This window comes from Pseudomonas sp. B21-053 (genome assembly GCF_026016365.1).
Taxonomy (GTDB): Bacteria; Pseudomonadota; Gammaproteobacteria; order Pseudomonadales; family Pseudomonadaceae; genus Aquipseudomonas; species Aquipseudomonas nunensis.
On record NZ_CP087205.1, the window covers coordinates 6,237,772 to 6,263,031 of the forward strand.

General features: G+C 60.9%; 24 protein-coding genes. 9 read left to right on the forward strand and 15 right to left on the reverse strand.

The features are described from left to right. The first annotated feature begins 5 nt into the window (after positions 1-5). Together LOY68_RS27995 and lnt are read left to right on the forward strand one after the other, a co-directional pair. The gene (locus tag LOY68_RS27995; RefSeq protein ID WP_027924283.1) at positions 6-845 is read left to right on the forward strand and encodes an HlyC/CorC family transporter; all 840 of its coding nucleotides are present in this window, start codon (positions 6-8) and stop codon (positions 843-845) included. Positions 846-860: 15 nt separating this feature from the next. Further along, complete coding sequence (lnt, locus tag LOY68_RS28000) at positions 861-2,384, forward strand: apolipoprotein N-acyltransferase (protein WP_265041083.1); 1,524 nt, start codon at positions 861-863, stop codon at positions 2,382-2,384. Positions 2,385-2,493: 109 nt separating this feature from the next. Here lnt and LOY68_RS28005 read toward each other — a convergent pair whose 3' ends face one another. After that, positions 2,494-3,255 carry a YdcF family protein gene (locus LOY68_RS28005; protein WP_265041084.1) on the reverse strand — a complete coding sequence of 254 codons (762 nt, stop codon included), beginning with the start codon at positions 3,253-3,255 and terminating at the stop codon, positions 2,494-2,496. 106 nt (positions 3,256-3,361) lie between these two features. Next, complete coding sequence (locus LOY68_RS28010; RefSeq protein ID WP_054052445.1) at positions 3,362-3,682, reverse strand: hypothetical protein; 321 nt, start codon at positions 3,680-3,682, stop codon at positions 3,362-3,364. A 281-nt stretch (positions 3,683-3,963) separates the two neighbouring features. On the opposite strand from LOY68_RS28010, the gene leuS reads away from it, so the two are divergent. The 5 genes from leuS to LOY68_RS28035 all read left to right on the forward strand — a co-directional run bounded on the left by leuS (position 3,964) and on the right by LOY68_RS28035 (position 10,088). Then, positions 3,964-6,570, forward strand: a complete 2,607-nt coding sequence (leuS, locus tag LOY68_RS28015; protein ID WP_265041086.1) for a leucine--tRNA ligase — start codon at positions 3,964-3,966, stop codon at positions 6,568-6,570. An 87-nt stretch (positions 6,571-6,657) separates the two neighbouring features. Continuing rightward, the gene (gene lptE, locus LOY68_RS28020) at positions 6,658-7,263 is read left to right on the forward strand and encodes an LPS assembly lipoprotein LptE (RefSeq protein ID WP_265041088.1); all 606 of its coding nucleotides are present in this window, start codon (positions 6,658-6,660) and stop codon (positions 7,261-7,263) included. Positions 7,264-7,302: 39 nt separating this feature from the next. After that, positions 7,303-8,340 (forward strand): DNA polymerase III subunit delta, encoded by a 1,038-nt coding sequence (gene holA / locus LOY68_RS28025; RefSeq protein WP_054052438.1) that lies wholly within the window; start codon positions 7,303-7,305, stop codon positions 8,338-8,340. Between the two features lie 199 nt (positions 8,341-8,539). Next, positions 8,540-8,704, forward strand: a complete 165-nt coding sequence (gene arfA / locus LOY68_RS28030; protein WP_054052436.1) for an alternative ribosome rescue factor ArfA — start codon at positions 8,540-8,542, stop codon at positions 8,702-8,704. A 61-nt stretch (positions 8,705-8,765) separates the two neighbouring features. After that, positions 8,766-10,088, forward strand: a complete 1,323-nt coding sequence (locus LOY68_RS28035; RefSeq protein WP_265041090.1) for a lytic murein transglycosylase — start codon at positions 8,766-8,768, stop codon at positions 10,086-10,088. Between the two features lie 112 nt (positions 10,089-10,200). Here LOY68_RS28035 and LOY68_RS28040 read toward each other — a convergent pair whose 3' ends face one another. The 13 genes from LOY68_RS28040 to LOY68_RS28100 form a co-directional block, all read right to left on the reverse strand. Next, positions 10,201-11,151 carry a S66 peptidase family protein gene (locus LOY68_RS28040; protein WP_265041092.1) on the reverse strand — a complete coding sequence of 317 codons (951 nt, stop codon included), beginning with the start codon at positions 11,149-11,151 and terminating at the stop codon, positions 10,201-10,203. A gap of 172 nt (positions 11,152-11,323) precedes the next feature. Further along, positions 11,324-12,349: a lipoyl synthase gene (gene lipA, locus LOY68_RS28045; RefSeq protein WP_054052430.1), complete on the reverse strand. Its 1,026-nt coding sequence runs from the start codon at positions 12,347-12,349 to the stop codon at positions 11,324-11,326. A 1-nt stretch (position 12,350) separates the two neighbouring features. Then, complete coding sequence (lipB, locus tag LOY68_RS28050; protein ID WP_054052428.1) at positions 12,351-12,998, reverse strand: lipoyl(octanoyl) transferase LipB; 648 nt, start codon at positions 12,996-12,998, stop codon at positions 12,351-12,353. Next, positions 12,998-13,273: a DUF493 domain-containing protein gene (locus LOY68_RS28055; protein ID WP_054052426.1), complete on the reverse strand. Its 276-nt coding sequence runs from the start codon at positions 13,271-13,273 to the stop codon at positions 12,998-13,000. The genes lipB and LOY68_RS28055 overlap by 1 nt, the downstream gene beginning before the upstream one ends. An 80-nt stretch (positions 13,274-13,353) precedes the next feature. Beyond that, a complete protein-coding gene (locus LOY68_RS28060; RefSeq protein WP_054052424.1) occupies positions 13,354-14,511 on the reverse strand; it encodes a D-alanyl-D-alanine carboxypeptidase family protein in 1,158 nt (385 codons plus the stop codon). A gap of 181 nt (positions 14,512-14,692) precedes the next feature. Continuing rightward, a complete protein-coding gene (locus LOY68_RS28065) occupies positions 14,693-15,706 on the reverse strand; it encodes a septal ring lytic transglycosylase RlpA family protein (RefSeq protein ID WP_163911520.1) in 1,014 nt (337 codons plus the stop codon). After that, positions 15,706-16,713 (reverse strand): lytic murein transglycosylase B, encoded by a 1,008-nt coding sequence (mltB, locus tag LOY68_RS28070; protein ID WP_054616724.1) that lies wholly within the window; start codon positions 16,711-16,713, stop codon positions 15,706-15,708. Before mltB ends, LOY68_RS28065 begins: the two co-directional genes overlap by 1 nt. Positions 16,714-16,730: 17 nt before the next feature. Beyond that, positions 16,731-17,834, reverse strand: coding sequence for a rod shape-determining protein RodA (rodA, locus tag LOY68_RS28075; protein ID WP_054052418.1), 1,104 nt, complete (start codon positions 17,832-17,834; stop codon positions 16,731-16,733). Between the two features lie 31 nt (positions 17,835-17,865). Then, a complete protein-coding gene (gene mrdA / locus LOY68_RS28080) occupies positions 17,866-19,761 on the reverse strand; it encodes a penicillin-binding protein 2 (protein WP_163911518.1) in 1,896 nt (631 codons plus the stop codon). A 10-nt stretch (positions 19,762-19,771) separates the two neighbouring features. Continuing rightward, positions 19,772-20,239 (reverse strand): 23S rRNA (pseudouridine(1915)-N(3))-methyltransferase RlmH, encoded by a 468-nt coding sequence (gene rlmH / locus LOY68_RS28085; protein WP_007937439.1) that lies wholly within the window; start codon positions 20,237-20,239, stop codon positions 19,772-19,774. A 9-nt stretch (positions 20,240-20,248) separates the two neighbouring features. Continuing rightward, positions 20,249-20,743 carry a ribosome silencing factor gene (rsfS, locus tag LOY68_RS28090; RefSeq protein ID WP_054052413.1) on the reverse strand — a complete coding sequence of 165 codons (495 nt, stop codon included), beginning with the start codon at positions 20,741-20,743 and terminating at the stop codon, positions 20,249-20,251. Positions 20,744-20,817: 74 nt separating this feature from the next. Next, positions 20,818-21,507 (reverse strand): nicotinate-nucleotide adenylyltransferase, encoded by a 690-nt coding sequence (gene nadD / locus LOY68_RS28095; protein ID WP_265041101.1) that lies wholly within the window; start codon positions 21,505-21,507, stop codon positions 20,818-20,820. Between the two features lies 1 nt (position 21,508). After that, positions 21,509-22,780 carry a glutamate-5-semialdehyde dehydrogenase gene (locus LOY68_RS28100; RefSeq protein ID WP_163911515.1) on the reverse strand — a complete coding sequence of 424 codons (1,272 nt, stop codon included), beginning with the start codon at positions 22,778-22,780 and terminating at the stop codon, positions 21,509-21,511. A gap of 176 nt (positions 22,781-22,956) precedes the next feature. On the opposite strand from LOY68_RS28100, the gene LOY68_RS28105 reads away from it, so the two are divergent. Both LOY68_RS28105 and LOY68_RS28110 read left to right on the forward strand, forming a co-directional pair. After that, positions 22,957-23,655, forward strand: a complete 699-nt coding sequence (locus tag LOY68_RS28105) for a DNA-3-methyladenine glycosylase (protein ID WP_054052406.1) — start codon at positions 22,957-22,959, stop codon at positions 23,653-23,655. A 176-nt stretch (positions 23,656-23,831) separates the two neighbouring features. Then, positions 23,832-25,148, forward strand: coding sequence for a bifunctional DedA family/phosphatase PAP2 family protein (locus LOY68_RS28110; RefSeq protein ID WP_163911510.1), 1,317 nt, complete (start codon positions 23,832-23,834; stop codon positions 25,146-25,148). Positions 25,149-25,260 lie beyond the last annotated feature (112 nt).

Here is a 25,260-nt window from a genome sequence, read left to right on the forward strand (position 1 = left end):
TCGCTATGAGCGAAGATCGATCGAGCAACGGGCAGAAGTCATGGCTGGGTAAGCTCACCCAGGCTTTTGCCCACGAGCCGAAGAACCGCCAGGAGCTGCTGGAGCTGCTGCGCGACGCACACCAAAACAAACTGCTGGACAGCGAAGCGCTGGCCATCGTCGAAGGCGCCATCCAGGTTGCGGACCTGCAAGTACGGGACATCATGGTCCCGCGCTCGCAAATGGTCAGCATCAAGGCGACCCAGACACCTCGCGAGTTCCTGCCCGCCGTGGTCGACTCGGCCCACTCCCGCTACCCGGTGATCGGCGAAAGCCACGATGACGTGATGGGCGTGTTGCTGGCCAAGGACTTGCTGCCGTTGATCCTCAAGGAGAACGGCGACAGCTTCAACATCAAGGACCTGCTGCGCCCGGCCACCTTCGTGCCGGAGTCCAAGCGCCTGAATGTACTGCTGCGTGAGTTCCGCGCCAACCACAACCACATGGCCATCGTCATCGACGAATACGGCGGCGTGGCCGGTCTGGTGACCATCGAAGACGTGCTGGAACAAATCGTCGGCGACATCGAAGACGAGCATGACGTCGAAGAAGACAGCTACATCAAGCCACTGCCCAGCGGTGACTTCCTGATCAAGGCGCTGACGCCGATCGAGAACTTCAACGAGTTCTTCGACAGCGAGTTCTCCGATGATGAGTTCGACACGGTGGGCGGCCTGGTGATGAGCGCGTTCGGGCACTTGCCAAAACGCAACGAAATCACTGAAATCGGCCCGTATCGTTTCCGCATCCTGAACGCCGACAGCCGTCGGATTCACTTGCTGCGCCTGACTCCAATTGCCCGGTAATTCCTAAGGATTGAAATGCACCGTCTGACCCGTCCCGGCTGGCCCGGTAATCTGCTGGCCGTGGTGGCCGGTGCAATCACCACCCTGGCGTTGGCGCCGTACGATATCTGGCCGCTGGCATTGCTGGCGGTCGGTTTCTTCTATGCCGGCCTGCGTGAACTGAGCCCTCGTCAGGCGTTGGGCCGTGGCTGGTGTTTCGGTTTCGGCCTGTTCGGCGCCGGCACCAGTTGGATCTACTACAGCATTCACAACTTCGGCGGCGCTTCGGTGCTGCTGGCTGGTTTCCTGATGCTGATCTTCACCGCCGCGATTGCCTGGTTCTTCGCCCTGCCCGCCTGGATCTGGGCGCGCTGGTTGCGTCGTAACGAAGCGCCGCTGGCCGATGCCTTGGCGTTTGCGGCGCTGTGGGTGGGTCAGGAAGCGTTTCGTGGCTGGTTTCTTACCGGTTTCCCGTGGCTCTATTCCGGTTACAGCCAGCTCAACGGCCCATTGGCCGGGCTCGCACCGGTTGGCGGGATGTGGCTGATTTCCTTCACCCTGGCCCTGACAGCAGCGCTGATCTGGAACGCTCCACGACTGATTCGCACTGGCCGCAAAGGCTTTATCGCGGCTGGCGTTGTATTGCTGGCCGGTCCATGGGTGGCGGGCATCGCGCTCAAGGAACATGCCTGGACCAGCCCTGCCGGCCCGGCGCTGAGCGTCGCCGCCATCCAGGGCAATATCGAACAAAGCATGAAGTGGGACCCGGCGCAGCTCAACGCGCAGTTGGCGCTGTACCGCGACATGAGCTTCAGCTCCAAGCGCGTCGATCTGCTGATCTGGCCGGAAACCGCAGTGCCGGTACTCAAGGAGTCCGCCGAGGGCTACCTGAGCATGATGGGAAACTTCGCCGCAGAGCGTAAGACTGCGCTGATTACCGGCGTGCCGATTCGCCAGGAAGTGCGGCACGAGCGCCGTTTCTTCAACGGCATCACCGTGGTCGGTGAAGGCGACGGCACTTACCTCAAGCAGAAACTGGTGCCGTTCGGCGAGTACGTTCCGTTGCAGGATGTGTTGCGCGGACTGATCGCGTTCTTCGATCTGCCGATGTCGGACTTCGCTCGTGGCCCGGCCGATCAGGCCATGCTGCAAGCCAAGGGTTATCAGATCGCACCGTTCATTTGCTATGAAGTGGTCTACCCGGAATTCGCCGCCAGCCTGGCCGCCCGCAGCGATCTGCTGCTGACCATCAGCAACGACACCTGGTTCGGCAAATCCATCGGCCCGCTGCAACATTTGCAGATGGCGCAGATGCGCGCGCTGGAGGCCGGCCGCTGGATGATCCGCGCCACCAACAACGGCGTGACCGGTTTGATTAACCCGTTCGGGCAGATCACAGCGCAGATTCCGCAGTTCGAACAAGGGATTCTGTATGGCGAAGTGGTGCCGATGCACAACCTGACGCCGTACCTTGAATGGCGTTCGTGGCCGCTGATCATTGTGTGTGTGCTGTTGTTTGGCTGGGCGTTGATTGCCAGCCGGATGGCGAAAACCGTTTAATCGCGGCGCCTGCGAAAGATCGCAGCCTCGTTTCACTCGACAGCTCCTACAGAGCACGCAATCCCCTGTAGGAGCTGTCGAGTAGAACGAGGCTGCGATCTTTTGATCTTTAGCGGTAAAACACCGAATACCCCACCTGCCCCACCGCCTCATTCAGCAACTGACCGCTCTGCCAGATCGACTTGAACTCTGGCATCCAGCCGCCCAGCGGCCGGGCATTGTCCACGCCCAGAAACCCCACCGGCGCGGGCACCACTTCAAATCCCGCCTGCCTGAAACTCCAGACCGCCCGCGGCATATGCCAGGCCTGCGTCACCACCACTACGCGCTTAACCCCTTCTGGCAGCAGCACCTGGGCACTGAACTGCGCATTCTCCCAAGTCGTGCGGCTGCGCCCTTCCTGCCAACGCACGGTCACGCCGAAATCATCGAGCAATGAATCTGCCATCAACTTGGCTTCCGTCGGCGGCGTGTCGTAGTGCAGGCCGCCGCTCGTAAGGATCGGCAGGCCAGACGCCTTGGCCAATCGCGCGGCATAGCGCTGGCGTTCCAAGCCTACGCCCGTCGGCTGGTCTGCACCCCACGCCGAATCGCCCCGCTCGCGGCCCGATCCCAGCACCACGATCGCATCCGCGCGCTGGCCCAGGGTTGCCCATTCATCCAGCGCCAGCGCCGGCTCACGTTCCAAAGCCTTGGCGCTCCATTGCACCACCACCGGCAAACTCATCAGCCAGAAGCCGCCAAACCCCAATGCAAAGCACAATCCGGCCAGTCGCGGCCGTGAGCGGCGCAACCACCAGGCAAGCGCAAGCAGCAGCAAAAGGATGCCGGGGGGCAATAGAAGTTGTTTCACGAAATAACGAAAAGGCATCGAGCATCTCCAGAGATGCCCGAAGCCTAAGTGGGTTGACGCGATGCGACAACTAATGCGGAAGGACTATGCTTCAAAAAACCATGTGGCATGGCTTCAAGTGCCCTTACTTGAATTGCAGAGACCGGACCTTTACCGCGTCCCTGCCGGGTGTTTTGTCCTTGAGCCAGATGATCTTGGCCGAACGTGGTGCGTCGAGTTGCTTCACTGCTTCAGACAAGCATCCGTGGGTTTCACGTTCACTGCGATCCAGATACGCCTTGACCAATGCAAACTCTGCGGGGCTCAAACCACGCAACTCCAGCTCCAGGGGACGTTCATCACGCAACCGATCGGCGGTTTTTGCCGCATCCAGGGCCATCCCCAGACGATCGATCAGTCGCTCATACAGCTCCGGTTTTGTAACTTTGCGTTGTGACTCAACCATCCCTCACCTCATTGAAGATAAGACTCACTCCCCATTTAGGAGCTTAGCTTCCATGAACAAACCGGCTGAACCCTGCGACCAACGGCCCTCGCGGCAGGTTTGAAGGGGCCTTGTGCCTGTAATCAGGGTTTCCCTCGATAGAGTGCGGTCATGTATGCTACGGCGCTTCCTGTAACTCCACTTCCAGCTCGCCTGGACACCGAACCGCCGATTTGGCGTGATCACCGTCCGGCGTTGCATTGAAGAGGATTAGGCCACCCCTATTCAGTTCAAAAGTAGCCATGCACGAACAATATCAGCCCCGTGAAATCGAAGCCGCCGCCCAGTCGTTCTGGGACGAGCAAAAGTCCTTTGAAGTCAGTGAACAGCCAGGCAAGGAGACTTTCTACTGCCTGTCGATGTTCCCTTACCCCAGCGGCAAGCTACACATGGGGCACGTGCGCAACTACACCATCGGCGACGTGATCTCCCGCTACCAGCGCATGCAAGGCAAGAACGTCCTGCAACCCATGGGTTGGGACGCCTTCGGCATGCCGGCGGAAAACGCCGCGATGAAGAACAACGTAGCGCCCGCCAAGTGGACCTACGAAAACATCGCCTACATGAAAACCCAGCTGCGCAGCCTGGGCCTGGCGGTGGACTGGTCCCGCGAGGTGACCACCTGCAAGCCTGATTACTACCGCTGGGAACAATGGCTGTTCACTCGCCTGTTCGAAAAAGGCGTGATCTACCGCAAGAACGGCACCGTGAACTGGGACCCGGTCGACCAGACCGTCCTGGCCAACGAACAGGTGATCGACGGTCGCGGCTGGCGTTCCGGCGCGCTGATCGAAAAGCGCGAAATCCCGATGTACTACTTCAAGATCACCGCTTATGCGGATGAGCTGCTGTCGAGCCTCGACGATCTGCCGGGCTGGCCTGAACAGGTCAAGACCATGCAGCGCAACTGGATCGGCAAGTCCCGCGGCATGGAAGTGCAGTTCCCGTACAACGTCGATTCCATCGGCGAAAGCGGCGTACTGAAAGTCTTCACCACCCGTCCGGACACCCTGATGGGCGCGACCTACGTCGCCGTGGCCGCCGAGCACCACTTGGCCGCCCTGGCCGCGCAGAACAACCCTGAGCTGCAAGCGTTCATCGCTGAATGCAAAGGCGGCAGCGTCGCTGAAGCCGACGTCGCCACCCAAGAGAAAAAAGGCCTGCCGACGTCGCTGTTCGTCGAGCACCCGCTGACCGGTGAGAAACTCCCGGTATGGGTCGCCAACTATGTGCTGATGCATTACGGCGACGGCGCTGTGATGGCGGTTCCGGCTCACGACGAACGTGATTTCGAGTTCGCCACCAAGTACAACCTGCCGATCAAATCGGTGGTGCGCACCAGCTCCGGCGACACTAACCCGTCGCCATGGCAAGACGCCTACGGCGAGCACGGCACGCTGATCAACTCCGGCGAGTTCGACGGTCTCGACTTCGAAGGCGCTTTCGATGCCATGGAAGTCGCGCTGATCAAGAAAAACCTCGGTGCCTCGCGCACCCAGTTCCGCCTGCGCGACTGGGGCATCAGCCGCCAGCGCTACTGGGGCTGCCCGATCCCGATCATCCACTGCGACACCTGCGGTGATGTGCCGGTCCCGGAAGATCAACTGCCGGTCGTGCTGCCGGAAGACGTGGTGCCGGATGGCGCCGGTTCGCCATTGGCGCGCATGCCCGAGTTCTACGAGTGCACCTGCCCGAAATGCGGCCAGCCTGCCAAGCGTGAAACCGACACCATGGACACCTTCGTCGAGTCCTCGTGGTACTACGCCCGTTACGCCTCGCCGCACTATGCTGGCGGCCTCGTGGAAAAATCCGCGGCCGACCACTGGTTGCCGGTAGATCAGTACATCGGCGGCATCGAACACGCCATTCTTCACCTGCTGTATGCGCGTTTCTTCCACAAGCTGATGCGTGACGAAGGCCTGGTGAGCTCCAACGAGCCGTTCAAGAACCTGCTGACCCAAGGCATGGTGATCGCCGAGACTTACTATCGTCGTGAAGCCAACGGTGCCTACACCTGGTTCAACCCGGCGGATGTGGAACTCGAGCGCGACAGTAAAGCCAAGGTCATCAGCGCCAAGCTGATCGCCGACGGCCTGCCGGTGGAAATCGGCGGCACCGAGAAGATGGCCAAGTCGAAGAACAACGGCGTTGACCCACAATCGATGATTGACCAGTTCGGCGCAGACACCTGCCGCCTGTTCATGATGTTCGCCTCGCCACCCGACATGAGCGCGGAATGGTCCGACTCCGGCGTTGAAGGTTCGCACCGTTTCCTCAAGCGCGTATGGCGTCTGGCCCAGGCCCACGTCACTCAGGGCCTGCCGGGCAAACTGGATATAGCAAGCCTGAACGACGGGCAGAAAGCCATTCGCCGTTCGATCCACCAAGCCATCAAGCAAGCCAGCCACGACGTCGGCCAGAACCACAAATTCAACACCGCCATCGCCCAGGTGATGACGCTGATGAACGTGCTGGAAAAAGCCCCGCAAGGCACCGATCAGGATCGTGCGCTGATTCACGAGGGCCTGGAAACCGTGGTCCTGCTGCTGGCGCCGATTACTCCGCACATCAGCCATGAACTGTGGAATCAACTGGGTCACGCTGACCCGGTGATCGACGCAGGCTGGCCGGTGCTGGACGAGAGCGCCCTGGTGCAAGACAGCCTTCAGTTGGTTATTCAAGTGAATGGCAAACTGCGCGGCCACATTGAAATGCCGGCCAGCGCCACCCGCGAAGAAGTCGAAGCCGCCGCACGGGCGAATGAGAACGTGCTGCGCTTCGTCGATGGCCTGACTATTCGTAAAGTGATCGTAGTGCCCGGGAAACTGGTCAATATCGTCGCCAGCTAATTGGAACAGGCGCCAGGTAAGCCTGGCGCCGAGTCAAACCTTTCGGGCCGCACGGTCGGCCCACATGGTTTCAAGGGGAGCAACAAGATGATCAAACGCAATCTGCTGGTGATGGGCCTCGCAGTCCTGTTGAGCGCCTGCGGTTTCCAGCTGCGCGGTACTGGCACCACTGAACTGGCGATCAAGGAACTCGACGTGAGCGCCCGCAACGCCTATGGCGAAACCGTGACGCAATTGCGTCAGGTACTGCAAAGCAGTGGCGTCAAGGTCTACACCGGTGCGCCGTACAAGCTGATTCTGACGGATGAGCAGGAAAGCCAGCGCATCCTCAGCTACGCCGGTGCCGGTCGCACGGGTGAGTACCAGGTGACTACGGTGCTGAACTACGACATCCGTGGCGAGAACGATCTGACCCTCAAAAGCGACAAGCTCGAAGTGGAGAAGATCTTCATCCACGACGGCAACAACCTGGTGGGTTCCGACCAGGAAGCGAACACAGCCCGCGTAGAAACCCGCCGCGAACTGGTTCAACGCATGATTCTGCGTCTGCAACAGATCACGCCGACTCAGCTGGATCAGCTGCAACAGACCGCGAATGCCCGTGCCAAGGCTGAAGCCGATGCACTGAACGCGGCGCAGAAGGCTGAAGCGGAAACCCCGCGCCAGTCGCCTGTCGAAATCCCGCAGCAGTAAGACTTACGGGGCGCTCAGGCGCCCCGTTTGCCCTCTCTTATGAAACTCGCCCCCGCTCAACTCGCCAAACACCTGCAAGGTGCCCTCGCGCCGGTCTACATCATCAGTGGCGATGACCCACTACTGTGTCAGGAAGCCGCCGACGCGATTCGTTCTGCTGCCCGCCAGCAAGGTTTTGATGAACGCCAGGTCTTCGCCGCCGACGCCAGTTTCGACTGGGGAACGCTGCTGCAGGCCGGTGCCAGCATGTCGCTGTTCGCTGAAAAGCGTCTTCTGGAACTGCGCTTGCCCTCCGGCAAACCCGGTGACAAAGGCGCTGCTGCGTTCATCGAATATTGCTCGCGCCCGGCCGAAGACACGGTGCTGCTGATCAGCCTGCCCAAGCTCGATGGCGCTGCGCAGAAGACCAAGTGGGGCAAGGCGCTGGTCGAAGGTGCGCAGACCCAGTTCGTGCAAATCTGGCCGGTGGATGCCAATCAGTTGCCGAGCTGGATCCGTCAGCGGTTGTCCCAGGCCGGGCTGTCCGCCAGCCAGGACGCCGTCGAACTGATCGCCGCGCGGGTCGAGGGCAACCTGTTGGCCGCCGCCCAGGAAATCGAAAAGCTCAAGCTGATGGCCGAAGGTGGCCAGATTACCGTCGAAACCGTGCAGGCGGCCGTGGCCGACAGTGCGCGTTTTGATGTGTTCGGTCTGACCGATGCGATTCTCAACGGCGAAGCCGCGCATGCCCTGCGCATGCTTGAAGGGCTGCGTGGCGAGGGCGTCGAACCACCGGTGATTCTCTGGGCCCTGGCCCGTGAGTTGCGCCTGCTGGCCAACCTGTCGCTGCAATACAGCCAGGGCGTGCCGCTGGACAAAGCCTTTAGTTCAGCCCGACCACCGGTCTGGGATAAGCGCAAACCGCTGATGAGCAAAGCCCTGCAACGCTACTCGGCGCAACGCTGGGCGCAGTTGCTGCTGGAAGCGCAGCGTATTGATGCGCAGATCAAAGGCCAGGCGGCGGGTTCGCCGTGGATGAGCTTGAGCCGATTGTCGTTGTTGATGGCCGGGCAGAGATTGTCGTTGCCGGCGGAGTAGGATCAAGGGATCGCAGCCTCGTTTCACTCGACAGCTCCTACACTGGATCGCGTAGACCTGTAGGAGCTGTCGAGTGAAACGAGGCTGCGATCTTTTGATCTTTCTTCCTACAAAACTCACATCCATTTCCCTATAGACAGACCCCCAACTTCAGCAGATTATTTCCCCCGCAAAACCCACCTGCCTGCGAGAAATCATCATGAGCAAAAAGCCATCCAAGCATGGCCCCAACAAGGCCAAATCCATCATCGCCCAGCCACTGTTCCGCAGCCGTACGGAACGAGCCGGCAAGGGCAAAGGCAGCTACCGCCGCGAAGCCTTCCAGTCTAATAGCTGGGAGGCTTCTTACTTTCTAGCCGCTTAAAGCAGAACACCCCTTCTCCATGTTAAGGTCTGCACCTGATTCGTATTCCCTGGACCTGTGCATGCCCCTTTGTCTTTCCCGTCGTTGGCACCTTCGCCAATTGATTGCTGCCTCCAGCCTCATACTGCTTGTCGCCTGCGCGGAAAAACCGACCGCCGCCGACGCCCAACCGCTGCAAACCCTCCCCGTCGCAACTGCGCCTGCGGTAATCCCGCCTGTGGTGCCGACCGGTGAAAATCTCGACCTCCAGCCAACCCAGACATTCGCTGAATGGCAGGCCGGTTTCCGTAAGGACGCCCTGGCCGCCGGCATTCGCGCCGACCTTTTCGACCGTGCCTTCGCCAATGTCAGCTTCGATGACAGCGTGATCCGCGCGGACCGCAGCCAACCGGAGTTTTCCCGCCCGGTGTGGGAATACCTCGACGGCGCCCTGTCGCCGCTGCGGGTACGCAAAGGCCAGGCGCTGGTCAGCCAGTACGCCGACATCCTGCAAAGCATCGAACAGCGCTACGGCGTCGATCGCCAAGCACTGGTCGCGGTGTGGGGCATGGAGAGTAACTTCGGGCAGTTCCAGGGCAGCAAGTCGGTGATTAATTCCCTTGCGACCCTGGCCTACGAAGGCCGGCGCCCGGGCTTTGCCCATGCGCAACTGATCGCCGCCCTGCAGATCCTGCAACAGGGCGATATCACGCCAGAGAAAATGCTCGGTTCATGGGCCGGTGCCATGGGCCAGACCCAATTCATCCCGACCACCTACAACACCCACGCCGTGGATTTCGATGGCGACGGTCGCCGCGATATCTGGGGCAGCCCGGCCGATGCCCTGGCCTCGACCGCGCACTACCTGCAAAGCTCCGGCTGGCAGAAAGGCCAGCCGTGGGGCTTTGAAGTGCAGTTGCCGGGGAGTTTCAACTACGTCCTGGCCGATGGCACGATTCGCAAGAGCGTCGCTGAATGGCAGCAACTGGGCGTCTCGCTGCCCAATGGCGCCCAGGTTCCGGCAGGCGCTGAACACCTGTCGGCCGCCCTGCTGCTGCCAGCCGGTTACCGTGGCCCGGCGTTCCTGGTCCTCGACAACTTCCGCGCGATCCTCAAGTACAACAACTCGTCGTCTTATGCGTTGGCGGTTAGCTTACTGTCCGAACGCTTCAACGGTGGGGGCCTGATCAGCGGCACCTGGCCGAAAGATGATTTGCCCCTGAGCCGTACGGAGCGGATTGAACTGCAAAACCTGCTGAGTGCGCAGAATTACGACGCAGGTACCGCCGACGGGATCATCGGTGCCAACACGCGCAAAGCGATCCGTAGCGCACAACAGTCGTTTGGCTGGCCGGCGGATGGATATCCGACGCACAAGTTGCTGGAAGGCCTTCGTAACCGTTAAAAGCTTCGCGGGCAAGCCTCGCTCCTACAGGTAATACGCGATCGCAAAAACGACGCACACACCTGTAGGAGCGAGGCTTGCCCGCGAAGACTGACTAACCGGCAACCACGCTCTAAACCTTGACCACCACATCCTGCTCCAACACCAACACTTTATTCCCCGCATCCAGCTTGACCAGCGCCCCCATCGGCAGCGTCAGGTTCGGATCACAATGCCCGCTGCGCCACCCGGCCAGCACCGGAATCCGCAACGGTTCGAAGGTTTGCTTGAGCAGCCGCGCCAGCGCAGCAGCGTCCACCCCTGCCACATCCCCCACCAGAACCCCGCGCAGCTTGCCCAGCGTGCCAGCCAGGCGCAGATGGGTCAGCAACCGATCAATGCGATACAACGGCTCGTTGATGTCCTCGATAAACAGGATCACCCCTTCCGCATCGATTTCGTACGGCGTGCCCATGGTCGCGGCGATCATCGACAAGTTGCCCCCCAGCAAGCGCCCATGAGCGACGCCAGGCTCGATGGTGTTTAACGGATAGGCCACCGGGTGCGACAACACGCTGCCCGCCTTCACCTGCCCGCGCAGCATGTTGAAGAACGATGACTCGGTGGGCCTCTGCTTGTCGCCCAGCAGGTCAGCGTTGAGCAGCGGGCCATGAAAGGTCACGAAGCCTGCATAGCGACCGATGGCCAGATGCAGCGCCGTGATGTCGCTGTAGCCGATAAAGGGCTTGGCGTTGGCACGCAACAAGTCGAAGTCGATACGATCGAGTAAGCGCGGCGTGCCGTAGCCGCCGCGCAGGCAAATGATCGCGGCCACTTCAGGGTCGGCAAATGCTCCGTGCAGATCATTGAGCCGCACTTCGTCACTGCCGGCGAGGTAGCCGTCTTTCTCGTAAACGCCGGGGAACACCCGCAGCGAATAACCTCGGGCGCGCATCCATTGCACGGCCTTGTCGGTGTCCAGCGGTGCGGGACCGGCAGGCGCAATCACGCCGATCACGCCCTCCGACGGCAAGGCCGGCACGGGAGCGTAAGGAAAAAGGGTGTGGGTCGGTCGAACGTTCATCCATGAATCTCCCTGCATGGAATCTTCAGCACACAGTAGTCAGGAACGGGCATAAACAGAAGGGGGTCAATCGCGCCGCGCGTTGCGGGAAAAGACCGCCGTGGATGTGGGCAAGGCAAAAAAACGCCCGCAGGCTGTAAAGCCGTGCGGGCGTTTTGTCTTTCATCAGCTATTACAGGGCCGAGATCAGCTCGGCTTTAACCAGCTTCGCCTGCTCATCGGCATGGTACGACGAGCGCACCAATGGGCCGGAAGCGACGTTCTTGAAGCCCATCTTGTAGCCTTCCTCGGCGAACCAGGCGAACACGTCCGGGTGTACGAAACGCTGCACCGGCAAGTGACTGCGCGACGGTTGCAGGTACTGGCCCAGAGTCAGCATGTCGATGTCGTGTTCGCGCATGCGCTTCATGACTTCGATGACTTCTTCGTCGGTTTCGCCCAGGCCCAGCATCAGGCCGGATTTGGTCGGAATGTGCGGCATCATCTGCTTGAAGCGTTGCAGCAGGGTCAGCGACCACTGGTAATCCGAACCCGGACGCGCAGCCTTGTACAGGCGCGGCACGGTTTCCAGGTTGTGGTTGAACACATCTGGTGGCTCGGCGGCGGTAATTTCCAGCGCCACGTCCATACGGCCACGGTAATCCGGGACCAGGGTTTCGAGCTGTACGTTCGGCGACAGCTTGCGGATCTCGCGGATGCAGTCGGCAAAGTGCTGGGCACCGCCGTCACGCAGGTCGTCGCGGTCAACAGAGGTGATCACCACGTACTTGAGCTTGAGGTCGGCGATGGCGATGGCCAGGCTTTCCGGCTCGTTGACGTCCAGTGGTTTCGGACGACCGTGGCCGACGTCGCAGAACGGGCAACGACGGGTGCAGATGTCGCCCATGATCATGAAGGTCGCGGTGCCGCCGGAGAAGCACTCGCCCAGGTTCGGGCAGGACGCTTCTTCGCAGACGCTGTGCAGCTTGTGTTTGCGCAGCAGGGCCTTGATGCGGTCGACTTCCGGGGAAACCGGGATGCGCACGCGGATCCAGTCAGGTTTCTTCGGCAGTTCGGTGGTCGGAATGATCTTTACCGGGATGCGTGCAACCTTCTCGGCGCCGCGCAGCTTGACGCCGGCTTCAACCTTCGCACGCGGGGCCGGACGCTCGGTAACATCCAGCGTCGGGATCATGGTTTGCACTGCATCAGTAGTCATATCAGTCGATTCCGCCCGTAAGGGTCGTCTGCTCAGCATAGTCGAGGTGTTTGACGAGCTGCGTGCGCAGCCGGGCACTTACCTCGGCAAATTCAATCGATCCTGCGTGATCGCTCAGCTGGGTCATCGCCAGCCCGGCGTAGCCGCAGGGATTAATCCGTCGAAACGGTTCCAGGTTCATGTCCACGTTCAGCGCCAGGCCATGAAAGGAACAACCGTGGCGGATCCGCAGGCCCAAGGACGCGATTTTCGCCCCATCGACGTAGACACCTGGCGCGTCTGGCTTGGCTGCGGCAGTTACGCCATAGCTGGCCAGCAACTCGATCAGGCAGTGTTCCATGCGGGTGACCAAGTCACGCACGCCGAAACCCAGTTTGCGCACATCCAGCAACAGGTACGCCACCAATTGGCCGGGACCATGGTAAGTCACCTGACCGCCGCGATCGACCTGCACCACCGGAATATCTCCCGGCAGCAACAGGTGCTCGGCTTTGCCGGCCTGGCCCTGGGTGAACACCGGTGGGTGTTCCACCAGCCAGATCTCGTCCGCGGCATCGCTGCCGCGTTCGTTGGTGAAGCGCTGCATGGCATGCCAGACCGGCTCGTAAGCCATCTGGCCGAGTTCACGAAAGCCCAGCGTGCCCGGCATCACAGCACCATGTGCACGAAACCGGTAGCCCGCAACTCGCTATTGATGTCGTACAGCTGGTCTTGACCGGTGGCGATGATGTGCAGCTGGATGGTGGTGTACTTGCCGTTGCTGCTCTGGCGTTCGTCCACCTTCTCATCGTTGATCGTCGCGTGTTTCTTGACGATGTCGATGATCTTTTGCTTGATGTCGACAATGGTGTCGCCGATCACTTTGATCGGGTAATCATTGGCGGGAAATTCGATCTTTGGCGCCTTTACTTCAGTGTCTGTCATGGCGTAACGGCCTCGTAAGCCGTGGCAACGGACATGGCTCCGTTCCGGGTTGGAACGGAGCCATGCAGGTCCACACTAATTCAGTTGAACAAGCCGTAGAAGAATAGACGGATGCTATCCCACATGCGACGGAAGATACCACCCTCGTCGACCGCGTCCAGAGCGATCAGGTTAGCGCTGTGCACTACCTTGTCGTCCAGTTTCACTTCGACTTTACCGATCACGTCGCCCTTGGCGATTGGCGCAACCAGTTGCGGGTTCATGGTCATGCTGGCGGCGAGCTTTTTCAGCTGGCCTTTTGGCAGGGTCATGGTCAAGTCTTCAGCCAGGCCGGCCTTGACTTGATTGGTGGTGCCTTTCCAGACAGGAGCCTGAGCCAGCTCGGCGCCTTTCTGATAGAAGGTCTGGGTTTCGAAGAAGCGGAAACCGTAGGTCAGCAGTTTCTGGGTTTCGGAGGCGCGAGCCACTTCGCTGTTGGTGCCGAACACCACGGCGATCAGGCGCATGCCATCACGTACGGCCGAAGACACCATGCAGTAGCCGGCTTCGTCGGTGTGACCGGTTTTCAGACCGTCAACGGTCTTGTCGCGCCACAGCAGCAGGTTGCGGTTAGGCTGCTTGATGCCGTTCCAGAAGAACTCTTTCTGCGAGTAGATCGCGTAGTGAGCCGGGTCTTCGTGAATGATTGCGCGAGCCAGCAACGACATGTCGTGAGCCGACGAGTAGTGCTCAGGGTTCGGCAGGCCGGTCGGGTTCATGAAGTGGCTGTTGGTCATGCCCAGGTCGCCGGCCGTCTTGTTCATCATGTCGGCGAACGCGTCTTCGCTACCGGCGATGTGCTCGGAGAGCGCAACACTGGCGTCGTTACCCGACTGAATGATGATGCCGTGCAGCAGATCGCTGACAGTCACCTGCGAGCCAACCTTGATGAACATCCGCGAACCGCCGGTACGCCAGGCGTTTTCGCTGACGGTCACCGGGTCGTTTTCGCCGATCTGGCCACGACGGATTTCCAGCGTCGCAATGTACGCGGTCATCAGTTTGGTCAGGCTGGCGGGCGGCAGGCGCTGGTCACCGTTGTTCTCGACCAGCACGTTGCCGCTGCTGGCATCCATGAGCACGTAGGATTTGGCGGCCAGTTGCGGTGGCGACGGCATCATTTCTACCGCAAAAGCGGCAGGCGTGATGAACAGCGGGACTAACAGGCACAGGCGTTTGGCAAAGGTGGTGATGTTCATCCGTCTCTCGAAATCGCTAATGGAAACTGCCCAGGGGCAAAACTAATCAGATGACCTTCTAACGGGTCATCGCGTGTTCAGTTGCTCACTCAGTAACCCTTGCCGGGCTTTTGTTCTTAACGAGCCAACAACCAGGTTCGCCCCCCAAACTGCAAGCGAACCTTCAATCAAGTACTGCGTATTACTCGGCGGTGACCAGGCTCGGCGAACCGAGATTGGCCATTCGCACACTGTTCTGCACTTGCTGGATTTCACCCGGCGAACCCATCGGCCCCAGGCGTACCCGATGCAATGTCTGTTGGTTGCGCACTATCGAGCTGATGAACACCGGAGCGCTCACCATCCCGCTGAGCTTCGATCTCAGGAGTTCTGCAGCGTCCGGGTTGGCGAACGCGCCCACCTGCAGATACTGGCCAGAGGCTGGTACAGAAGCGTTTTTTTTTGCACTGATCGGCACCGGCACGGTGTCCGAAGCGTGTTGCTGCGGCGGTGGCGTCCACTGCTCGACCGTCCCCGCCGAAGCGGTAATCGTTGGCGCGGCATTTTGCGCTACTTGAGGCTCATTGAGCATCAAAGGCGCCGGACGGCCTTTCGCGGCCCACCACTGTTGTGGATCGATACCTTCGACCTTGACCCGCGCGGTGCCGATTTCGGCGTAGCCCAGTTTCTTGGCGGCGGCATAGGACAAATCGATGATGCGGTCCGAGTAGAACGGCCCACGGTCGTTGACGCGCAAGACCACGCTCTTGTTGTTGTCCAGGTTGGTCACCCGAACGTAACTTGGCAGCGGTAAGGTCTTGTGCGCGGCACTCATGCCGTACAGGTCATAGACTTCGCCGTTGGCGGTGTTCTGGCCGTGGAACTTGGTGCCGTACCACGACGCCGTGCCCGAGGCGACGTAGGTCTTGGACTCTTGCAGCGGGAAATAGGTCTTGCCCAGCACGGTGTACGGGTTGGCTTTATAAGGGCCGCTGTGCAGGGTCGGCGTGGCATCCGGGATGCGCGAAACATCCACGTCCCACCACGGCGCGCCATCTTTGTGGGCGCGGTTGATGTCCAGTCCCGGCGTAGCGCGTACGGCGGTGTTGGAGGTTTTTTGCGTTGGCGCGCGGCTGGTCGAACAACTGGCGACCAGCACCGCCAACGCGGCGAATGCCATCAGCTTCAGGGGTTTATTCATAGGCAATGCCCGCATTACTTGACGCCCCGTGCTTGGACCAGCTGTTCAGACAGTTGATGTACGGCCATGGCGTACATCACGCTGCGGTTATAACGCGTGATCGCGTAAAAATTCTTCAGGCCCATCCAGTACTCGGGGCCGTTGTCACCTTCCAGGCGGAAAGCCGTAACCGGCATATCATCGCGCAGCGCATCATGACTTGACCACCCCAACGCCCGCAACTCCCCGACGGTTTTCGTCGGCTCGATGCCGGTGGTCAGGCCGTCGTCCACCTGATCGCCACGCACATCGGCGCGGCTGACCACAGGTTCGCCGGCGACCCAGCCGTGACGCTTGAAATAACTGGCGACGCTGCCGATGGCATCGTCCGGGTTGTTCCAGATATTAATGTGGCCATCACCGTCGAAGTCCACCGCATACGCGCGAAAACTGCTCGGCATGAACTGCGGCAAGCCCATGGCACCAGCGTAGGAGCCTTTGAGGGTCAGTGGATCGACCTGCTCTTCCCGGGCCAGCAGCAGGAACTCACGCAACTCCTTGCGGAAAAACTCGGCACGGGGAGGATAGTCGAAACCCAGGGTCGACAACGCGTCGATCACCCGGTAATTACCGGTATTGCGGCCGAAAAAGGTTTCAACGCCGATGATTGAGACGATCACCTGGGCGGGTACACCGTATTCCTGCTCGGCACGGGCGAGTACCGCCTCGTGCTGACGCCAGAAGTCCACACCACGGGCAATGCGCGCGTCGGTGATGAACATCGGGCGATATTCATTCCACTGTTTGACTCGCTCAGCGGGTTTGGAGATCGCGTCGAGGATCGCCTGTTTGCGCTCGGCTTCGCGGAACACGCCCATCAGCTGTTCACCGGCAAAACCGTAGTCGCGGGTCATTTCACCGACGAATTCGGCCACCTGGGGTGAGCCTTCGTAATCGCCGGCCCGCGTTTCCGCGGTACCAAGGATGCCTACCAGGCCGACCCACGGCGCGTATCGAGTCGCCCAGCCATGCATTACTTGCATTGAAATCTTCACCTTATTCAAACCTGTGCGATCCACTTACGATGGGTATGGATCGACATCAAAACCCCAAACGCTGACAGCAGCGTCACCAGCGAAGTTCCTCCGTAGCTAATGAACGGCAACGGCACCCCCACAACCGGCAACAGGCCACTGACCATACCGATGTTGACGAAAACGTAAACAAAAAACGTCATAGTCAGGCTGCCCGCGAGCAATTTGCCGAACAAAGTCTGGGCCTGGGCGGTTATCACCAGCCCGCGACCGATCAGCAACAGGTAAATCAGCAGCAGTGCGCAGATGCCCACCAAACCGAATTCTTCGCCCAGTACCGCAATAATGAAGTCGGTGTGGCTTTCCGGCAGGAAGTCCAGGTGCGACTGGGTGCCCAGCAGCCAGCCTTTGCCGAATACGCCGCCGGAACCGATGGCGGCCTTGGACTGAATAATGTTCCAGCCAGTGCCCAATGGATCGCTTTCCGGATCGAGGAAAGTCAGGATTCGCTGCTTCTGGTAGTCGTGCATGATGAAGAACCACATCGCCACTGCCACCGGCACCGCGGCGGCGATCACGCTGAGGATCCAGCGCCAGCGCAGGCCACCCATAAACAGCACGAACGCGCCGCCCGCGAGGATCAGCAGCGAAGTGCCGAGGTCCGGCTGGCGCACGATCAGGATAAACGGCAAGCCGATCAGGAACAGGCTGACGCCTACATGCTTGAGCTGCGGCGGCAACGTGCGCTTGGACAAATACCAGGCGATGGTCGCCGGCATCAGGATCTTCATGAATTCCGAGGGCTGGAAGCGGATCACCCCGGGAATGTTGATCCAGCGCGTGGCGCCCATGGCGTTGTGGCCCATGACGTCCACCACCACCAACAACAACACGCCGAGCACATAACCGATTGGCACCCAACGGGCCATGAAACGCGGTTCGAACTGGGCGATGACGATCATCGACACCAGGCCGATGCCGAATGAAGTGGCTTGCTTGGCCAGCAGGTCCCAGCTCTTGCCACTGGCCGAATACAGCACGAACAGGCTGCCAGCGGCGAGGGTCAGCAGCAGGATCAACAATGGGCCATCAATGTGCATGCGTTGCAGCAGCGTCGCACGGCGACGCATCACGTCCTCACTGGAGAGGATGCGATCGAAATTACTCTTCACGGGCCGTAGCCTCCGCGCTGATAGGGCCGGCGTACTCAGGTTTGAGTCGTCCATCCTGGTCCAGGAGCCAGGCATCCATGACTTGACGCACAACCGGTGCCGCGACGCCGGAACCGGACTCGCCGTTCTCGACCATCACCGACACCACGATTTTCGGGTTATCGGCGGGCGCGAAGCCGACGAACAAGGCGTGGTCGCGGTGGCGTTCCTGCACCTTGGAGCGGTCGTACTTCTCGCCCTGCTTGATCGCGACCACCTGGGCCGTACCACTTTTACCGGCGATCCGGTATTGCGAACCGATGGCGGCTTTGCGCGCCGTACCGCGAGCGCCGTGCATTACCTGCTGCATGCCATGGTTGACCTTGGTCCAGTCGGACGGGTCGCGCAGGATGATGTCCGGCATCGGATTCTCATCCTTGGGCTTCTCGCCTTCGACCGTCCTGGCCAGGTGCGGACGGTTCCACACACCCTTGTTGGCCACCAGCGCCGTGGCTTGCGCCAGTTGCAGCGGTGTGGATTGCATGTAGCCCTGGCCGATCCCCAGAATCAGGGTTTCGCCCGGGAACCAGGCCTGACGCCGGGTCGCGCGTTTCCATTCGCGGGACGGCATCAAACCCGGGGATTCTTCGAACATGTCCAGCGAGACCTTTTGGCCGATGCCGAACTTGCCCAGGTACGAGGACAACCGGTCGATGCCCAGCTTGTGCGCCAGGTCATAGAAGTAGGTGTCGTTGGAACGCATGATCGCCGTGTCCAGGTCCACGTAGCCGTCTCCGGTACGGTTCCAGTTACGGTATTTGTGATCGTAGTTGGGCAGCATGTAGTAGCCGGGGTCGAACACCCGGGTCGAGGCCGTAACCACACCGGAGTCCAGACCGGCAATCGCCACCGCAGGCTTGATCGTCGAGCCCGGCGGGTACAGACCGCGCAGCACGCGGTTGAACAATGGCCGGTCGATGGAATCGCGCAACTCGGCGTAGGCCTTGAAGCTGATGCCGGTGACGAACAGGTTTGGATCGAAACTCGGCTGGCTGACCATGGCCAGGACTTCGCCGGTGTTCGGGTCCAGCGCGACGACCGCACCACGGCGACCGCCGAGTGCCAACTCGGCAGCTTCTTGCAATTTGATGTCCAGGCTCAGGACGATGTCCTTGCCGGGAATCGGATCGGTGCGCTTGAGCACGCGCAAGACGCGGCCCCGAGCGTTGGTCTCGACTTCTTCGTAACCCACCTGGCCGTGCAGCTCGGGCTCGTAGAAGCGTTCGATGCCGGTCTTGCCAATTTGATGAGTACCGCTGTAACCGACCGGGTCCAGCGTCTTGAGCTCTTTCTCGTTGATCCGGCCCATATAACCCACGGAATGCGCAAAGTGCGCGCCCTGAGGGTAATGCCGCACCAACTGCGCGACCACTTCCACACCCGGCAGCCGGAACTGATTCACCGCGATCCGCGCGATCTGCTCTTCGGTCAGCTCGAACAGAATCGGCACCGGCTCGAATGGCCGACGCCCCTGCTTCATGCGTTTCTCGAAGATCCCTCGGTCCTCGGGCGTCAGTTCCAGCACCTGGACGATCACGTCGAGCACTTGCTGCCAGTCGCCGGAGCGCTCGCGGGTCATGCTCAGGCTGAAGCTGGGCCGGTTATCGGCCACCACCACGCCATTACGGTCGAAGATCAACCCACGGGTCGGCGGAATCGGCTGCACATGGACGCGGTTGTTTTCAGACAGGGTCGAGTGGTACTCGTACTGGATGACCTGGAGGAAATACAACCGCGCGATCAACACGCAGATCAGCGCCACCACCGCAATTGCCCCGAACACGACGCGGCCACGCACCAGACGGGCGTCTTTTTCGTGGTCCTTGATGCGGATCGGCTGGGACATGAGGGCAGAACTACTTGTGGTAAGGGTGGCCGGACAGGACTGTCCAGGCACGATACAACTGTTCGCCGATCAGAATCCGCACCAGCGGGTGCGGCAACGTCAACGGCGACAACGACCAACGCTGATCAGCTCGCGCACAGACTTCCGGCGCCAGCCCTTCGGGGCCGCCGACCATGAAATTCACCGTGCGCGAGTCCAGCCGCCAGCGATCGAGTTCGACCGCCAGTTGCTCGGTGCTCCAGGGCTTGCCGTGGACTTCGAGGGTGACAACCCGCTCGTTCGGCCCGACCTTGGCCAGCATGGCTTCGCCTTCCTGACGGATGAAGCGCGCCACGTCGGCGTTCTTGCCACGGGTATTGAGCGGTATTTCCACCAGTTCCAGCGCCAGCTCGGACGGAAGACGCTTGGCATATTCATGCCAGCCTTCTTCCACCCATTTGGGCATGCGTGAACCGACGGCGATCAGTCGCAGTCGCACAGCGGTCCCTTACTGCTGGTCTTTGTTGAGCTTGATGAAATGCTCGTGGGTGTTTTCCGGGCTGTGGTGAGCCGCGTTCAGGGCACGGCTCTGTTCAGCGCCGGACCACAGACGCTCGAGGTCGTAAAACTGACGAGCAGACGCGGTCATCATGTGCACGATCACGTCGTCCATATCCAGCAGGACCCAGTCGCTGTCGCCCTTGCCTTCTTCACCCAACGGCTTGATGCCCAGGGCTTTGACGGCTTCGCGGACCTTGTCCAGCATCGCGCCGATCTGGCGGTTCGAAGTACCGGTAGCGATGATCATGTAGTCAGTGATGCTCTGCTTTTCGCGAACGTCGATGACCTGGATGTCCTGGCCCTTCACGTCTTCCAGGGCGGCTACGGCAACCTTGACCAGCTCATCACCCTTCAGGGGCTCGTTGGTCAGGACCGGCTCAGGCAGTGGAGCGCTCTTGAACGTGCCTTTGCGCTTTACTTTAGTTACGTCTTTGTTCGTCATATAAAACTCGTTTTGCTCGTATGTTCGGGCGTTTCAATACACGTCATTTCGTGCCTTGAAACGTGCCCTTTTTTTCAGTTCGACGCACGGTAAAGACCGTGCGCATCGATGTAGGCCAGGACCGCGTCGGGCACCAGGAAACGTACCGACTTACCGCTGGCCAGCAGTTGACGGATCTGGGTGGCGGATACCGCGAGCGGTGTCTGCCAGACGAATGCAATCTGTCCGCTCGGCCCTTTGAGGGCCAGCGGGTCGCTCACCGAGCGTGCCGCCAACAGATTGCGCAAGGCATCCGGCGGTTCGCTGTCGGCATCCGGGCGTTGCAGCACCAGGATGTGGCAATGCTGGAGCAACTCTTCCCAGCGGTGCCAAGTGGGCAGGCCGCAAAATGCGTCCCAGCCCAAAAGTAGAAAAACCTGGGTATCCGCGGCCATTTCGGCGCGCATCAATTCCAGGGTATCGATAGTGTAGGACGGTTTGTCCCGCTGCAATTCGCGGGCGTCCACCACCAACGGCGCCACACCGGCCACCGCGCACTCGACCATCGCCAGACGGTCCTGCGCCGAGACCTGCGGCGTGCCCCGATGAGGCGGCCTGGCACTGGGTGTCAGTCGCAGCTCATCGAGGCCCAAGGACTCGGCCACTTCCAGTGCACCGCGCAAATGGCCGATGTGCACCGGGTCAAACGTTCCGCCCAGCACGCCTATGCGCCGAGGCCCAGCCTCGCCGGCAATGACCGGGGCTGACGGGTCGAGGTCGCCCAAGTCAGACCGACTCCTGTCCGCGCAACTGGCCGTCACCGACCACGATGTACTTCTCGCAGGTCAGACCTTCGAGGCCCACCGGGCCGCGGGCGTGCAGCTTATCAGTAGAAATGCCAATCTCGGCACCCAATCCGTATTCAAAGCCATCGGCGAAGCAGGTCGGCGTGTTGATCATCACCGATGACGAGTCGACTTCCGCGACGAAACGCCGGGTGTCGGCCAGGTTTTCACTGACGATCGAATCGGTGTGATGGGAGCCGTACTGGTTGATGTGCTCGATGGCCTGGTCCAGTCCGTCGACCACGCGGATCGACAGGATCGGCGCCAGGTATTCGGTGCTCCAGTCGTCTTCGGTGGCCGCAACGGCCTCGATAATCGCCCGGGTGCGCTCGCAACCGCGCAGTTCAACGCCTTTTTCGCGGAACTGGCTCGCCATCGACGGCAGGAAATCTTTGGCAACGCTTTGATCCACCAGCAACGTTTCCATCGCGCCGCAGATGCCATAACGGTAGGTCTTGGCGTTGAAGGCGATGCGCTGGGCTTTCGGCAGGTCGGCGTGTTCGCTGACGTAGACGTGGCAGATGCCGTCCAAGTGTTTGATCACCGGCACGCGGGCGTCGCGGCTGACTCGCTCGATCAGGCCACGGCCGCCACGGGGCACGATGACGTCCACGTATTCAGGCATGGTGATCAGCGCGCCGACGGCGGCACGGTCGGTGGTTTCGACCACTTGCACCACGGCGGCCGGCAGATCGGCCTCGGCCAGGCCGCGCTGGATGCAGGCAGCAATGGCACGGTTGGAATGAATCGCTTCGGAACCGCCACGCAGGATGGTTGCGTTACCCGACTTCAGGCACAGGCTGGCAGCATCGATGGTCACGTTCGGGCGGGATTCGTAGATGATCCCGATTACGCCCAACGGCACGCGCATCTTGCCGACCTGAATGCCTGACGGGCGAAAGCTCATGTCGCGGATCGCGCCGACCGGGTCCGGCAAGGCCGCGACCTGACGCAGGCCGACGATCATGCCGTCGATGCGCGCCGGGGTCAGCGCAAGACGTTCCAGCAAAGCCGGCTCAAGACCATTGGCCCGACCAGCGGCCAGGTCCAGCTCATTGGCAGCCGTCAACTCGCCGCGCGCAGCGTCCAGCGCATTGGCCGCGGCCTGCAAGGCGCGGTTTTTCTGCGCAGTGCTGGCACGGCCGATGATGCGCGACGCCTGGCGGGCAGCGCGACCCAGGCGGGTCATGTAGTCGAGGACGGACTCAGTCATGTCTGATGGGGTCTTGGCAAAGATGAAAGCGGCAGATTATAGCTGTCGCGTCCTAGGACTAACAGCGGTGACGGGCGGATGGTCGAAATGGAGGGCAATTTGCCGACGTTCAGCCGTGATTAAGCTGCAAATTGTTATCATCACCGCTCATTCAGCCCTGATAAACGCCGTTCATCATGTCCAACCTGACTGTTCGCGCCGCCCTTGCGGCCCTGCCCACGGCGCTGCCGGACGCTTTTTTCGACCGTGACGCGCAAGTTCTGGCCCGGGAGTTACTGGGTAAAGTCATCCGTCACCGGGTCGGCGACCTGTGGCTCAGCGCCCGGATCATCGAGACCGAAGCCTATTACTGCGAAGAAAAAGGCAGCCACGCGTCCCTCGGCTACACAGAAAAGCGTAAGGCTTTGTTTCTGGATGGCGGACACATCTATATGTATTACGCCCGGGGCGGTGATTCGCTGAACTTCAGCGCCCAAGGGCCGGGCAACGCGGTGCTGATCAAGTCCGCCTATCCGTGGGTCGATGAATTGAGCGGACCGGCGAGCCTGGCGCAGATGCTGCTGAACAATCCCGATGCCCAGGGCCGCCCTCGCCCCTCGCAAAAACTCTGCGCCGGCCAGACGCTGCTGTGCAAAGCGCTGGGGTTGAAGGTGCCGGTCTGGGACGCCAAGCGTTTTGATCATGAAGTGCTGCTGGTGCAAGACGTCGGCCCGGCGCCCGCCCACATTATCCAAACCACTCGCCTGGGCATTCCCCATGGGCGTGACGAGCACTTGATGTATCGCTTTGTGGATGCGGCATATGCGCCGTACTGCACACGGAACCCGCTGCGCCGGGGGCAGGTCGAAGGTCGCGATTATTTTTTGTTGTCTTGAATCACAACTGATCCCTGTGGGAGCGAGCCTGCTCGCGAATGAGGGAGTGTCAGCCGACATCAATGTCGATTGGACCAATGCCTTCGCGAGCAGGCTCGCTCCCACAATAGGTTTGTGGTGTTTTGCAGATTGGATGTGTCCCCAGGGACCGATAACATTTCAATGGAGTTGCAGGTATGGGCCCATGGCTCGATAGCATCACTGGCTGGTTGACGGTCAATCCACAGTGGCTGGCCGCCGCAGTGTTTATAGTGGCGTGCGTGGAATGCCTGGCGATTGCCGGGTTGATCGTGCCGGGCACCGTTTTGCTGTTTGCCGTGGCGGTGCTGGCCGGCAGTGGCGCGTTGTCGCTGGGCGAGACGCTGTTGCTGGGGTTTCTCGGTGGCTTGCTGGGTGACGTGGTTTCCTACTTCCTGGGGCGACATTTCCACCAGAACATCCGGCGCCTGCCCGGTTTGCGCCATCACCCGGAATGGATTGCCGGGGCCGAGTCCTACTTCCAGCGCTACGGCATCGCCAGCCTGTTGGTAGGACGCTTCATCGGCCCGTTGCGCCCGATGCTGCCAATGGTCGCCGGGATGTTCGACATGCCCTTCCCGCGCTTCGCCGCCGTCAGCTTGCTGGCCGCCGCCGGTTGGAGCATCGCTTACCTGCTACCGGGCTGGGCCACAGGGGCGGCGATTCGCCTGCCATTACCGGACGGCTTCTGGCCGGAAGCGGGGATTGTCGCCGGCAGCATTGCGCTGATGATCGGTTTGAGCGTCACCAGCAGCATGCGTCGTCATCGTCACGCCACCGCCTATATTGCCGGCCTCGGCCTGGTGATTCTGATCGGGCTGTTTATCGGCTATCCGCACCTGACCGCTCTCGACCAGGGTGTGATGACCCTGGTGCAGGAGCACCGCAGCCCGATGCTCGATGAAGTGGCCGTGACGTTCACGCTGATCGGCGAATTCCGCAACATGCTGATGTTCAGCGCCCTGCTGACCGGCTTGCTGTTACTCACCCGGCAATGGCGCCAGGCGATTTTCGCGGGCGGCGCGCTGCTGTTCACCGCGCTGGGCAACACCGTGACCAAACACTTTTTCGCCCGGTTGCGCCCGGAAGTGTTGAGCGACCCGCTGACCAGTTACAGCATGCCCAGCGGTCACGCCTCGGGTTCTTTCGCGCTGTTCCTCGCCATCGCTGTACTCGCCGGGCGCGGACAACCGCCACGCATGCGTCTGACCTGGCTGCTATTGGGTTGCCTGCCGGCGCTGGCGATTGCGTTGTCGCGGGTCTATTTGGGCGCCCATTGGCCAACGGACGTGCTGGCCGGCGCGATGCTAGCGGCGGGTGTCTGCGCGGCGAGCCTGTGGCTGAGCCAACGCCAGACCCCGCTCAACGCCATGCCGCCGAAGGTCTGGTGGCTGGTGCTGCCGTCGTTGCTGGCGTTGTTTGCCTTTTTCGCGTTACGGCATCTACCGCACATGATGTTGCGCTACGCGTATTGAAGACCGGAGTTACAGCGGCCCTGTAGCAGCTGCCGAGCCCGCGAGGCTGCGTTCGAGGACGAAGTCCTCGCAAATCCTGAGCATGCGGTGTCTCTGAACGGCGACTGCTGCG